A 12,385-nucleotide genomic window follows, 5' to 3' on the forward strand; every position below is an offset into this window, starting at 1 on the left:
TCGAACGGAGCGTAGGGGTCATGCGGCACGGCAAGTATCCGTTCGTGATCGGGTTCCTCTTCGTCCCGGTCACGCTGTACGTGGTCTTCGTCATCGCGCCGTACGCGCAGGCGTTCCAGATCTCGATGACCAACTGGCGGGGGCTCTCCGCCCCGCAGTGGGTGGGCTTCGACAACTTCCGGAGGTTGTTCGACGACGACAACTTCTGGAAGGCGGTCCAGCACCACGGCGTACTGCTGCTTGCCCTGCCGCTGATCACCATCGCCATCGCGCTGTTCTTCTCGTTCCTGCTCAACGTGGGCGGCAAGAGCAGCGGGGGGCAGCGCCAGGGGGTCTGGGGGTCGAAGTTCTACCGGGTGGTGTTCTTCTTCCCCCAGGTCCTGGCGGTGGCCATCATCGCGGTGCTGTTCCAGACGGTCTACCGGCCCAACGAGTCCGGCCTGATCAACGGCGTGCTGATGAAGCTCGGCTTCGACCCGGTGCTCTTCCTGGTCCGGCCGAACCTGGCCCTCTGGTCGATCCTCGCGGTGCTGGTCTGGCAGGCGGTCGGCTTCTACGTGGTGCTCTTCTCGGCGGGCATGGCCTCCATCCCCGGCGAGATCTACGAGGCCGCCGAGATCGACGGGGCGAGCCGGGTGACGCTCTTCTTCCGGGTCACCCTGCCGCTGCTCTGGGACACCCTCCAGGTGGCTTGGGTCTACCTCGGCATCGCCGCGTTCGACGCGTTCGCCATCGTCTCCGTGCTCTCGGTGGACGGCGGCGGCCCGGACGGCGCGACCACCGTGCTGGCCATGGAGATCTACCGCAACGCCTTCGTCTACTCGAAGTACGGCTACGCCTCGGCCATGGGCGTGGCGCTGTTCTTCCTCACCATCACGTTCGCGGCGTTGACGCTGCGGCTGACCAAGCGGGAAAGCGTGGAGTACTGATGAACCCGCAGACGACGCTGCCGCCGACACCGGCGGCGCTACCGCCGAAGACCGTCAAGCCGGGCGCCGCGGGTGGGCGCGGGCGCGGGGACCGACGCTCGGAGGCCCGGCTGTTCGCCGGCCTCGGGCACGTGGCGCTCGCGGTCTGGGCGGTGATCGTGATCGTGCCGATCCTCTGGACCTTCCTCGCCTCGTTCAAGAACACCACGGAGATCTTCAGTAGCCCGTGGACGCTCCCGGCGGAGCTGCGGTTCGAGAACTACGCCCGGGCGTGGAACAAGGCGAACGTCGGCCGCTACTTCCTCAACAGCGTGATCGTGGTGACGTGCAGCACCTTCGGCACCATGCTGTTCGGTTCGATGGCCGCGTACGTGCTGGCGCGCTACAAGTTCTGGGGCAACCGGGCGATCTACTACCTCTTCGTCTCGGGACTGGCCTTCCCGGTCTTCCTGGCCCTGGTGCCGCTCTTCTTCGTGGTGAAGAACCTGGGTCTGCTGGACACCCACACCGGGCTGGTGCTGGTCTACATCGCCTACTCGCTGCCGTTCACGGTCTTCTTCCTGGCCGCGTTCTTCAAGACGCTGCCGGCGTCGGTCGCCGAGGCGGGGATGATCGACGGCTGCTCGCACACCCGGCTGTTCTTCCAGGTGATGCTGCCGATGGCCAAGCCGGGCCTGATCAGCGTGGGGATCTTCAACATCATCGGCCAGTGGGCGCAGTACCAGTTGCCGCTCGTACTGCTCTCCAACGCCAAGGACAAGTGGGTGCTCACCCAGGGCATCGCGGACATCTCGGTCAACGCCGGCTACGAGGCCGACTGGTCCGGCCTCTTCGCCGCCCTGACCATCGCCATCCTCCCCATGATCGTCGTCTACGCGATCTTCCAGCGGCAGATCCAGTCCGGCCTCACCTCCGGCGCGGTGAAGTGACCTGACCCGGGCGGTCGACGCGGTGCCCGCCGACGTCGACCGCCCGGCCGGACGGGGCCGACGTCAGGAATGCCAGGAGCGCCAGAGAGCGGCGTACGGGCCGTCGGCGCGGATCAGCTCGTCGTGGCTGCCGAGCTCGGTGATCCGGCCGCCCTCCAGCACCGCCACCCGGTCGGCGTCGTGCGCGGTGTTGAGCCGGTGCGCGATGGCGATCACGGTCCGCCCGCCGAGCAGGGCGGCCAGGGCCCGCTCGGTACGCCGTGCCGTGGTCGGGTCGAGGGCGGCGGTCGCCTCGTCGAGGATCAGCGTGTGCGGGTCGGCGAGCACCAGCCGGGCCAGCGCGAGCTGCTGGGCCTCGGCCGCGCCGAGCGGATGCGCGCCGTCGCCGAGGCGGGTGTCGAGGCCGTCGGGCAGCCGGGTGTACCAGTCGGCGCCGACGGTGGCCAGCACCGCGCGCATCCGGTCGTCGGTGGCTTCCGGGGCGGCGAAGGCGAGATTGTCGCGCAGCGTACCGATGAAGACGTGGTGCTCCTGGGTGACCAGTGCGATGCGTCGCCGCCGCTCGGCCGGGTCCAGGTCCGTGACCGGGCAGCCGCCGACGCTGACCTGCCCTTCCCGGGGCGGGTCGATGCCGGCGAGCAGCCGGGCCAGGGTGGACTTTCCGGCTCCCGACGGCCCGACGACCGCCAGCCGCTCGCCGGGGCGCACCGCCAGGTCGATGCCGTGCAGCACGTCGGGCCCGTCCGCGTACCCGAACCGGGCGCCGCGCACGACCAGCCGTTCGCCGGCCGGCGCGGCGGCCCGGACGGGCGACTCCGGTGGCACCTCGCCGACGCCGAGCACTCGGGCGAACGAGGCGAAGCCGCGTTGCGCCTGCTCCGTCCACTGCAGGATCCGGTCCAGCGGGTCGATCGCCTGTTGCAGGTAGAGCGCCGCGGCGACCACCGCGCCGAGCGACACATCGCCCCGGGCGAGCAGGAAGCCACCGGCCAGCAGCACCGCCGCGACGGGCAGCGGGTAACTGGCCTCGATCGTGGGGAAGAAGACGGAGCGCAGCGCGAGGGTGGCCCGCCGGGCCGACCACACCCGGGCGATGCGCGCGTCGCCGTGCCCGACCCGCTCGTCGGCGAGGCGGAACGCCTCGACCGTACGGGCGCCCTCGGCGGTGCTGGTCAGCGTCTCGGTCAGCTCGGCGGCGGCCGCCCCCTCGGCCAGGTAGGCGGGGCTGGCCCGCCGCAGGTACCAGCGGGTCACCCCCACGATCGTCGGCAGCCCGGCCAGCGCGGCCACCCCGAGCACCGGGTGCAGCAGGAAGACCGCCCCGAACAGCAGCGTCAGCTGCACCGAGGCGATGACGATGGTGGGCACCACGTCCCGGACCGTGATGCCGACGGTGGCCACGTCGACCGAGCTGCGGGTGGCCAGCTCCCCGGACCCGGCCCGTTCGACGACGGCGACGGGGAGGTTCAGCGTCCGGTCGACGAACTCCTCGCGCAGCCGGGCCACGGCCCGCTCGCCGAAGCGGTGGCCGGCGTACTGCGCGAAGCGCGACAGCAGCGTCTGCACCAGCACGCAGGCCACGATCGCCAGGGCGAGCCGGTCGACGGTGCCGACGTTCGTCCCGCCGGAGACCCGGTCGACGACGGCGCCGAGCAGCCACGGCGGGGCGAGCCCCGCGACCGTGGCCGCGACGTGCAGCGCCAGCACGGCGGCGACGGCGCGCCGGTCCCGGCTGATCAGCTCCCGCGTCGCCCGGCGTACGGCGGCCCGTTCGGCCACCGGCAGCCCGTTCACCGCGGCACCCGATCGGCGTCGGCGTCGTCGCGCGCCACCAGCCGCCGGTAGCCCGGGTCCGCCGCCAGCAGGTCGGCGTGCCCGCCGGCGCCGACGACCCGCCCCGCGTCCAGGTGTGCGACCCGGTCGGCCCGCCCGAGCAGCAGCGGCGAGGTCGTGAACACGACGGTGGTACGGCCGGCCCGGGCCTCCCGCAGCCGCGCGGCGATGCGCGCCTCGGTGTGCGCGTCCACCGCCGAGGTCGGCTCGACGAGGATCAGCACCTCCGGGTCGGCGAGCAGGGCCCGGGCCAGCCGCACCCGTTGCCGCTGACCGCCGGAGAGGGACCGGGCCCGGGTGTCCAGCGGGGTGTCGAGCCCGTGCGGCAGCGCGTCGACCACGTCCTCGGCCGACGCGGCGTGCAGAGCGGCGCCGATCCGCTCGTCGTCGGCGTCCGGGCGGGCCCCGCGCAGCGTCTCCCGCAGCGTCCCGGCGAACAGGTGCGCGTCGTGCTCGGCGAACAGGATGCGAGTTCGCACCTCGTCGAGTCCGACGCCGGTCAGCGGTGCCCCGCCCCAGGTCACGTCGCCGACGACGTACCGGCCGAGCCGGTCGGCCAGCGCGACGGCGTCGGCCGGGTCGGTGGCGGCGACCGCGGTGAATCGGCCGGCGGGCACGGTCAACCCGCTCGCCGGGTCGTGCAGGTCGGCGGGGCCGGCCGGGGCGGCGGCCCGTGTCGGCCGCCGGGCGTCGGGAACCGGTGCCGCGCCGGGGGCGCACGGCAGGACGCGCGGGCCGCCGACACCGTCCGGCGTCACGGCGAGCAGGGCGATGATCCGACGGGCGGCGACCCGGCCCCGGATCAGCAGGTGGCTGCCCTCGAGCAGGAACCAGACCGGCACGATGAGCGTGGCGACGTAGCCGTAGACGGCGACCAGCTCCCCGACGCTGATCTCGCCGGTCACCGCCATCCGGGCCGCCAGCCACACCACCGCGGCGAGGAACAGCCCGGGGACGGCGACCGTGGCCGCGTCGATCCAGCTGTTCACCGCCCCCACCCGGTAGCCCTCGGCGAGCAGGTCCCGGGACCGGGCGGCGTACCGGCGGGCGAACAGGCCCCGGCCGCCCACCCCGGCGAGCACCCGCAGCCCGGCCACGATGTCGCCGGAGCGGGCGGTCAGCTCGCCCTGCTGCTGCCGGTAGGCCGACTCCACCCGCTCCAGCCGGCGCAGCAGGGGGGCGACGACCAGGCCGACCATCGGCACGCCCACCAGCACGCAGAGCGCGAGCAGGGGCGAGATCGACCAGAGCACGACGGCGACGACCGCGTACGCGACCACCGCGCCGACGCCGGGTCCCGTGATCGTCAGCACCTCCGCCGCCCGGTCGACGTCGGCGCCGCCGACCGTGGCCACCTCGCCCGCCGCGCTGCGGCGGGGCAGCACCGCGCCGACCCGGGACAGGTGGCGCAGCACCACGGCGGACGACCGGGCCTTCGCGTCCTCCCGGATGAAGGTCATCGTGCGGTGCCGCATGATGCCCAGGTAGGCCAGCGCCGCGCCGGCGACGACGATCGCCGCCACCCACAGGGTCAGGGCCCGGGTGTCGCCGGCACGCAGCCCGTCGTCCACGGCCCGGGAGATCAGGTAGGGCCGGACCGACAGCCCGGTCATCCAGGCCGTGCCGAGCAGGCCGCCGCGCAGCACCCGCCACGGCTGGCAGCGGGTCAGCCACCACAGGTACCGCAGCGGCCCCCTGGTGTCCGGAATTCCGGGGTCGGGATGAGGGATCCGTGGTGGCACCCGCCCACGCTACCGAGCAGGCTGTCGCCGCATCGACCCGTTTCCACCGTCGACGTAGCGTTGACGTGTGACACCGGAGATGGGTCAGTTGGCCGAGATCCGAGCTGCCCGTTGCCGACTCGACGAGCAAGAGTTGGAGCTCATCGACCGCGCCCGCTACCAGGGTGCGACATGGGCGCAGATCGCTGCCGCGCTGGGACTCGGTAGTCGGCAGGCCGCGGAGCAGCGTCGCCAACGTCTGGCGGCAGCCCGATGGTCCCGGCGGCAGAACCTCGATCTTCACTATTCGCCGCGGATCGCGGCGTTGCGGACCGCGATAGCGGATCTTCATCGCTGGATCGATGTGGATCGAGGTTGGGATACCCGGTTCCGGCGGGCGGCGCTCGTACGAAGTACGGCAGAGGCCGCGCTCGATGCCGTTCCGGGCTCGCTCTACGCGCTGGCATCGCATGTCGCCGCCGACCTCGCCGAGGTGGGGTGCCAACGGTTGCCGAGGCCCGTTCGAGCGGTCGCCGCGAGCCTGGAGGCGGGGCTGTCAACGAAAGCTTGACAGCCGCCCGCGGCATTGCCTCGCTGAGGCTCAAGTAATGAGGATGAGTCACCTCGGCTCAACCTTGGAGGCCTCATGCGCCGCAATGCTGGACTGTTCGTGGCGATATCGCTGCTGTCGGGCTTCGGTGGCAGCGTCATGTCCCTGGTAGCCGGGATCTGGCTCCTCGACCTCACCGGTTCCAGCAGCCTCGCGGCCCTCGCCGGGCTGTGCGTGTATGCCCCGGTACTTGCTGGCCCGTGGCTGGGAGGTCTCTTCGACCGGGCGCCGGCGCGACCACTGATCATCGCAGTCAACCTCACGTTGGCCGCCGTTCTGCTGAGTCTGTTCGCGGTGCGGGGACCCGGCGAAACCTGGCTGATCTTCGCCGTCCTGTGCGCCTACGGGCTCGGCCACGTGCTGATTGACGCGGGCGAGACCGCGCTGCTGCCGTCATCGCTGTCACCTACGGAACTCGGCCATGTCAACGGCTGGCGTTCGAGCGCTCAGGAAGGCATGAAGCTCGTGGCTCCACTGGCCGGCGCGGGCCTCTACGCATGGCACGGTGGTCACGTGGTGGCCGTCCTCAGCGCGGCCGCGCCCGTCCTGGTCGCCATCCTGTACGCGAGAGTGCGACTGACCCGTACGCCAGCCGACCGTCCGCAGCAGCGGCAGCGCGGCCTCCGCGCAGGGCTCGCCATCCTGTTCGGGCAACCGGTGGTGCGCGTCACCGTCGCACTCGCCGCAGTGTCCATTGCCATGTCCGGCTTCACGACCGCGGCCGTCTACGCGATCGTCATCGGGGTGCTTGGCCTGCCGCCTGCGTTCCTCGGCGTGCTGGCCGGTGCCCAGGGCGCCGGGTCCATCCTCGGCGGACTGATCGTCGGCCCACTCATCGCCCGTCGGGGCCCAGTTGCTGTCGGCATCGCCGGCACGGTGCTGTTCGCAGCCGGCTGCCTGGCACGCTGCCTGCCCTGGTGGCCGGTCACGGTTGCCGCCTCGGTGGTCGCCGGCATCGGCCTGCCCTTGACCCTGGTCGCAGCGGTGACCGCAGTGCAGACGCACACACCGACGGCGTTGCTCGGGCGAGTCGCCGCGACGGCCAACACCGTGATGTTCGGGCCGATCGCTCTGGCGATCCCGCTCGGCTCCGCGGCTGTTCACCTCGGCAGCCGCCCGTCACTCATCGCAGCTGCCGGGATCTGCCTGACTTCTGCCGTTGCCACCTTCTACCGCTCACCGATGCGGCGGAGCGTAACCGCGTCCACCAACGGCTTCGGCAGCCAACCCCGCCCACCTGTGCGGTCACAACGGTAGACGTTGTGGCGGTGGGGTGGGTCGCGGGGAGTGTCGTAGGAACGAGGCAGAATCGCGTTCGTGCTGGTGGCGGTGGTGTCGGATGAGCGGGGCGGGGGAGCCCTGCAACCCCTCGACGCTGCCGGGGCTCCTGTCGGCCCGGTCGAGCCGGCGGCCGACCTGGCCGCCGCGGTGGCCGCGCGCGAGCGGGCCGCCCAGCCGCGCTGGGTGTGGGCGTCCGGCGCCACGGTCTACCCTGCGCTGCTGCGCGCCGGGGTGCGGGTGGAGCGCTGCCACGACGTGGAGCTGACCGAGGCCCTGCTGCTCGGGCACGCCGGCCGCTGGGGCGAGCCCCGCGCGCTCGCTGCGGCCTGGGCGCGGCTCACCGGCGCGCCGGTGCCGGCCGACCCACCGCCGCGCCCGGCCGCGCCGCCCGGCCACGGCCAGGGCGCGCTCTTCGACGCCCTGCCCGGTCCGCCGGGCCCCGGCATGGAGGCGCTGACCCGGGTGTACGCCGACCAGCTCGCCCGGATCGCCGCGACCGAACACCCCGGCCGGTTCCGGCTGCTGGTCGCCGCCGAGTCGGCCGGCGCGCTGATCGCCGTGGAGATGGGTGCCGCCGGGTTGCCCTGGCGGGCCGAGGTGCACGACGAGATCCTCGCCGAGCTGCTCGGCGAGCCGTCGCCCGTGGGCGGCCCGCCGCGCCGGCTGGCCGAGCTGGCCGCCCGGATCGCCGACGCGTTCGGCGTACGCCAACTGCACGCCGACTCCCCGGCGGAGCTGTTGCGGGCGTTCGCCCGGGCGGGCGTGGAACTGCCCAACACCCGCGCCTGGGTGCTGCGGGGGGTGGACCACCCGGCGGTGCCGCTGGTCCTGGAATACAAGGAGCTGTACCGGATCTGGACGGCACACGGCTGGGCCTGGCGCGACGCCTGGGTGCGCGACGGGCGGTTCCAGCCGGAGTACGTCCCGGGCGGGGTGGTCTCCGGCCGGTGGGCCACCCGGGGCGGGGGCGCGTTGCAGATCCCCAAGGTGATCCGGCGGGCGGTGGTCGCCGACCCGGGCTGGCGGTTCGTGGTCGCCGACGCGGGCCAGTTGGAGCCGAGGGTGCTGGCCGCGGTCTCGGGCGACGCCCGGCTCGCCGCGGCCGGCGGCGCCGGCGACCTCTACGCCGCCCTCGCCCAGGACGCCTTCGCCGGTGACCGGGCCCGCGCCAAGGTGGCCCTGCTCGGGGCCATGTACGGGCAGACCGGCGGGTCGGCGGTGCCGGCGCTGGCGGTGCTGCGGCGCAACTACCCGACCGCCTTCGGCTACGTCGAGGCGGCCGCCCGCACCGGCGAGGCCGGCGGGCTCGTGCGTTCCTGGCTGGGGCGCACCTGCCCGCCCGGCACGGCGGGGTTCGGCGACGGCGAGGAGGCCGACCCCGACGGCGGCGGCGACCCGCAGTCGCCGCGTGCCCGGGCGGCCCGGTCCCGGGGGCGGTTCACCCGCAACTTCGTCATCCAGGCCACCGCCGCCGAGTGGGCCTCGACCCTGCTGGCGACGCTGCGCGGCGGGCTCGCCGGCACCCGTGCCGAGCTGGTCTTCTTCCAGCACGACGAGGTGATCGTGCACTGCCCGGCGGAGCAGGCCGGCGCGGTCGCCGAGGCGGTCACCCGCGCCGGCGACCGGGCCGGTGCCCTGCTCTTCGGCGACACCCCGGTCCGCTTCCCGCTGGATCTGTCCGTCGTCGACTGCTACGCGGACGCGGCGTGACGGGGCCCGCCGGTCAGGAGACGGCTGATCCGGGGTTGGCGGCGTCCCACGTCCGACGGGACTCGGCGATCGCGTCCTTGTGGGCCAGCGACCAGTCGGCCAGCTGCCGGACGAGGTGGGTCAGGCTCCGGCCGCGCGCGGTCAGCTCGTAGGTCACGGTCACCGGGACGGTCGGGTACGCGGTGCGCAGCACCAGGCCGTCGCGTTCCAGGCGGCGCAGGGTCAGGGTGAGCATCCGTTGCGAGATGCCGTGGATGCCCCGCTGTAGCTCCCGGAACCGCCGGACGCCGGAGGAGAGTTCGACGATCGCGAGCACCGACCACTTGTCGCCGATGCGGTCGAGCACGTCGCGGATTCCGCAGTCCGGATGCTCGGGCAACCCGCACGGTGCCAGCGCGTCGGTTACCGCCGTGTGCCCTGCCGACATGGAAGTGCCTCCTTGTGCCCGGTTCCGTGGTTCCCGACGATGAGGTTAGTTCCGATTCGGTACCACGCGGAAGGCTCATCATGCTGCTGGTCACCGGTGCCTCCGGGCACCTGGGCTCCCTCATCCACGCCGGTCTGGCCGAGCGGGGCCTGGCCCCGCTCGCCGGCACCCGTACCCCCGGCCGCTTCGCCGACGCCGGGCGGCACGTGGACTTCGACGACCCGGCGGGGCCGGACCTCGCGGGCGTACGTGTCCTGGTGCTGGTCTCCGCCGGCTACGGCGAGGACGACGTGGTCATCGCCCGCCACGAGCGGGTGATCGCGGCGGCGGAGCGGCACGGGGTGGACCACGTGGTCTACACGAGCCTGGTCGGGGCCGGCGACCACCTGGCGTTCGCGTTGGCGCACCGGTGGACGGAGCGCCGCCTGCGGGAGAGCCGGCTGGGCTGGACGATCCTGCGCAACGGGCTCTACGCGGAGCTGTTCGGCCAGTTGGCCGCCCCCGTCGGCGGCGCGGTGACCGCCCCGTTCGGCGCGGGTGCGTTGGCGGCGGTGGCCCGGCAGGACCTGGCCGACGCGGCCGTCCGGGTGGCCGCCGACCCCGCCGCCCACCGCCACCGCACGTACGAGCTGACGGGGCCCGTCGCGCTCACGGCGGCCGGTCTCGCCGCCGCGCTGGAGGTGCCCTACCGTCCGGTGTCGCTGGGCGAGCGTCGTGCCGCGCTGGCGGGCCCGGGCCTGCTGCCCTTCCAGCCGGCGATGCTCATGTCGATCTACTCTGCCACGGCGGGCGGGTTCCTCGCCGAGACCCACGGCGACCTTGCCCGCCTGCTCCCGCGTCCACCCCGTGACCCGATGCCGGTCGCGGTCGCCGCCGCGAGGGCGTCGTCCTGATCGGCCGGACAGTCCGTGGCGGGCGATTCGGCGGGGTTGCCGGTTGGTAACAGTTGCACTATTTTCCCCTTTCGCCCCGCTACCCGGCTCGCCGTCTCCTCGTTGCTCCCGATGTCCGTACGACGGAGCGGGCCGTGCCCTCGCGTCACGGTCCGCTCCATGGTGGAGGGGGCCCAGCTGAACCGGATCGCAGGAATGATCATCGCCGCGGGCGGGGGACGCCGCATCGGTGGCCCGGAGGCCCTGCTGCACCAGGGAGAGAAGCCGCTGGTGGACCAGATGATCGACACGATGACCGAGGCGGGCTGCGAGCAGATCGTGGTCGTGCTGGGCGCGGCGGCCGACCAGGTCCGCGAGACGGCCGACCTGAGTCGGGCCACGGTGGTGATCAACCGGGCGTGGGGCACCGGCGTCGGCTCGTCCATCCGGGCCGGCCTGGCCGCGCTCGACGACGAGGGGATCGAGGCGGTCGTGGTCGTGCCGGTCGACATGCCCGGCCTCACCGCCGCCGCCGTCCGCCGGGTGATCGCGCTGCCGTACCCCGACGTGCTGGTCTGCGCCACGTACGCCGGGCTGCGCGGCTACCCGATGCTGTTCGGGCGCCGGCACTGGTCCGGCATCGCCACCCTGGCCAGCGCGGACGTCGGCGCCCGGCCCTACCTGCTGGCCCACAAGGACCAGATCGTCGACATCTCCTGCGACTCGGTCGCCGACGGCAGCCGGGTCGACACCCCGGAGCTGATGGCGCTCTACGGGCTGACGGTCCCGCCCCAGCGGGTCGGCGTCTAGATGCCCCGCCCACGACGTCGGTGACGGTGTCTGGTCAGCGCCGGAAGGGGCGAAAGTGAAGGCGTTGGTGTGGCAGGGCGCCGACGAGCTCGCCGTGGCGCGGGTGCCGGATCCGCAGTTGCGCAACGAGCAGGACATGATCGTCCGGGTACGGAAGACGGCCACCTGCGGCTCGGACCTGCACCTGCTGGACGGCTACATCCCGTTCATGGAGCGGGGTGACGTGCTGGGCCACGAGTTCCTCGGCGAGGTGGTCGAGGTCGGCCCGCAGGTGCGCGAGCACAGGGTGGGCGACCGCGTGGTGGTCTGCTCCTTCGTCGCCTGCGGGCGCTGCTGGTACTGCCGGCAACAGCAGTTCTCGCTGTGTGACAACGGGAACACCAACCCGGCCGTCACCGAGGGCGGGTGGGGCTTCGCGCCGGGCGGGTGCTACGGCTACTCGCACGCCCTGGGCGGTTTCGCGGGCAGTCACGCCGAGTACGTCCGCGTCCCCTACGCCGACCACGGGGCCTTCACCGTCCCGGACGGCGTCAGCGACGAGCGGGCCGTGTTCGCCTCCGACGCCGCCCCGACGGGTTGGATGGGCGCCGATCTCGGTGGCGTCAAGGCCGGCGACGTGGTCGCCGTCTGGGGCGCCGGCGCGGTCGGGCAGTTGGCGGCCCGCGCAGCCGTCCTGCTCGGCGCGGAGCGCGTCGTCGTGATCGACCGGATGGAGTACCGGTTGCGGATGGCGCGGGACCACCTGGGGGTGGAGACGCTCAACCACCAGACCCAGGATGTCGGCGGTGAACTGCGGGAACGCAGCGGCGGACGCGGACCCGACGTGTGCATCGAGGCCGTCGGCACGCAGGCCCGCAGCAGCGGCCCGCAGTTCCTGTTCGACCAGGTCAAGCAGCAGCTTCGCCTCGAATCGGAGCGTCCCGTCGCCGCCCGCGAGGCGATCCACCACTGCCGCAAGGGCGGAAGCGTGTTCCTCCTCGGCGGCTACGCCGGCCCGGTCGACAAGTTCCCGCTCGGGGCCGTGACGAACAAGGGTCTCACCCTGCGCGGCGCTCAGCAGCACGGACAGCGCTACATTCCGATGCTGCTGGAGCGCATGGCCCGCGGCGAGCTCGTCACCGAACACCTCGCGACCCACACCATGCCGCTCGCCGACGCCCCGCAGGGCTACCACCTGTTCAGGAACAGGCTCGACGGCTGCGTACGGGTCGTCTTCGAGCCGGCAGGGTGACCGCGACACCCGAAGCGGGCCGGCGCACCGCC

Annotated in this window: 11 protein-coding genes; 8 read left to right on the top strand and 3 right to left on the bottom strand. The window is 73.2% G+C overall.

The features are described 5' to 3' along the window. The first annotated feature begins 20 nt into the window (after window positions 1–20). Together ACGFZ2_RS27140 and ACGFZ2_RS27145 are read left to right on the top strand one after the other, a co-directional pair. Window positions 21–929, top strand: a complete 909-nt coding sequence (locus ACGFZ2_RS27140; RefSeq protein ID WP_357699230.1) for a sugar ABC transporter permease — start codon at window positions 21–23, stop codon at window positions 927–929. Beyond that, window positions 929–1,858, top strand: a complete 930-nt coding sequence (locus ACGFZ2_RS27145) for a carbohydrate ABC transporter permease (protein ID WP_393458179.1) — start codon at window positions 929–931, stop codon at window positions 1,856–1,858. The genes ACGFZ2_RS27140 and ACGFZ2_RS27145 overlap by 1 nt, the downstream gene beginning before the upstream one ends. Window positions 1,859–1,921: 63 nt before the next feature. Here the strand turns inward: ACGFZ2_RS27145 and ACGFZ2_RS27150 are convergent, their stop codons facing one another. Together ACGFZ2_RS27150 and ACGFZ2_RS27155 are read right to left on the bottom strand one after the other, a co-directional pair. Further along, complete coding sequence (locus tag ACGFZ2_RS27150) at window positions 1,922–3,652, bottom strand: ABC transporter ATP-binding protein (RefSeq protein WP_393458182.1); 1,731 nt, start codon at window positions 3,650–3,652, stop codon at window positions 1,922–1,924. Beyond that, window positions 3,649–5,433 carry an ABC transporter ATP-binding protein gene (locus ACGFZ2_RS27155; protein WP_393458186.1) on the bottom strand — a complete coding sequence of 595 codons (1,785 nt, stop codon included), beginning with the start codon at window positions 5,431–5,433 and terminating at the stop codon, window positions 3,649–3,651. The genes ACGFZ2_RS27150 and ACGFZ2_RS27155 overlap by 4 nt, the downstream gene beginning before the upstream one ends. Before the next feature lie 67 nt (window positions 5,434–5,500). Here ACGFZ2_RS27155 and ACGFZ2_RS27160 point away from each other — a divergent pair, with 67 nt between their 5' ends. The 3 genes from ACGFZ2_RS27160 (at window position 5,501) to ACGFZ2_RS27170 (ending at window position 9,013) form a co-directional block, all read left to right on the top strand. Continuing rightward, window positions 5,501–5,983, top strand: coding sequence for a hypothetical protein (locus tag ACGFZ2_RS27160; RefSeq protein ID WP_393458189.1), 483 nt, complete (start codon window positions 5,501–5,503; stop codon window positions 5,981–5,983). A 75-nt stretch (window positions 5,984–6,058) separates the two neighbouring features. Continuing rightward, window positions 6,059–7,279: an MFS transporter gene (locus ACGFZ2_RS27165; RefSeq protein WP_393458192.1), complete on the top strand. Its 1,221-nt coding sequence runs from the start codon at window positions 6,059–6,061 to the stop codon at window positions 7,277–7,279. A gap of 60 nt (window positions 7,280–7,339) precedes the next feature. Next, window positions 7,340–9,013: a bifunctional 3'-5' exonuclease/DNA polymerase gene (locus ACGFZ2_RS27170; protein WP_393458195.1), complete on the top strand. Its 1,674-nt coding sequence runs from the start codon at window positions 7,340–7,342 to the stop codon at window positions 9,011–9,013. 13 nt (window positions 9,014–9,026) lie between these two features. On the opposite strand, the gene ACGFZ2_RS27175 is transcribed toward ACGFZ2_RS27170, so the two are convergent. Then, entirely contained in the window at window positions 9,027–9,440 is a 414-nt protein-coding gene (locus ACGFZ2_RS27175) for a winged helix-turn-helix transcriptional regulator (protein ID WP_393268104.1), read from the bottom strand. Between the two features lie 80 nt (window positions 9,441–9,520). Here ACGFZ2_RS27175 and ACGFZ2_RS27180 point away from each other — a divergent pair, with 80 nt between their 5' ends. The 3 genes from ACGFZ2_RS27180 (at window position 9,521) to ACGFZ2_RS27190 (ending at window position 12,353) form a co-directional block, all read left to right on the top strand. Further along, a complete protein-coding gene (locus ACGFZ2_RS27180; protein ID WP_393458198.1) occupies window positions 9,521–10,333 on the top strand; it encodes an NAD(P)H-binding protein in 813 nt (270 codons plus the stop codon). Between the two features lie 195 nt (window positions 10,334–10,528). Beyond that, window positions 10,529–11,122 (top strand): NTP transferase domain-containing protein, encoded by a 594-nt coding sequence (locus tag ACGFZ2_RS27185; protein ID WP_393268287.1) that lies wholly within the window; start codon window positions 10,529–10,531, stop codon window positions 11,120–11,122. A gap of 55 nt (window positions 11,123–11,177) precedes the next feature. Continuing rightward, a complete protein-coding gene (locus ACGFZ2_RS27190) occupies window positions 11,178–12,353 on the top strand; it encodes a zinc-dependent alcohol dehydrogenase (RefSeq protein ID WP_393458201.1) in 1,176 nt (391 codons plus the stop codon). The last annotated feature ends 32 nt before the right edge of the window (window positions 12,354–12,385 follow it).

The sequence above is a fragment of the Micromonospora sp. NPDC048063 genome (genome assembly GCF_043202855.1).
GTDB lineage: Bacteria > Actinomycetota > Actinomycetes > Mycobacteriales > Micromonosporaceae > Micromonospora.

Excerpts from the sequence above, each read along its gene's own strand:
- ACGFZ2_RS27165 (WP_393458192.1), top strand. The coding sequence starts at position 6,059 with ATGCGCCGCAATGCTGGACTGTTCGTGGCGATATCGCTGCTGTCGGGC.
- ACGFZ2_RS27185 (WP_393268287.1), top strand. The coding sequence starts at position 10,529 with ATGATCATCGCCGCGGGCGGGGGACGCCGCATCGGTGGCCCGGAGGCC.
- ACGFZ2_RS27140 (WP_357699230.1), top strand. The coding sequence starts at position 21 with ATGCGGCACGGCAAGTATCCGTTCGTGATCGGGTTCCTCTTCGTCCCG.
- ACGFZ2_RS27175 (WP_393268104.1), bottom strand. The coding sequence starts at position 9,440 with ATGTCGGCAGGGCACACGGCGGTAACCGACGCGCTGGCACCGTGCGGG.
- ACGFZ2_RS27145 (WP_393458179.1), top strand. The coding sequence starts at position 929 with ATGAACCCGCAGACGACGCTGCCGCCGACACCGGCGGCGCTACCGCCG.
- ACGFZ2_RS27180 (WP_393458198.1), top strand. The coding sequence starts at position 9,521 with ATGCTGCTGGTCACCGGTGCCTCCGGGCACCTGGGCTCCCTCATCCAC.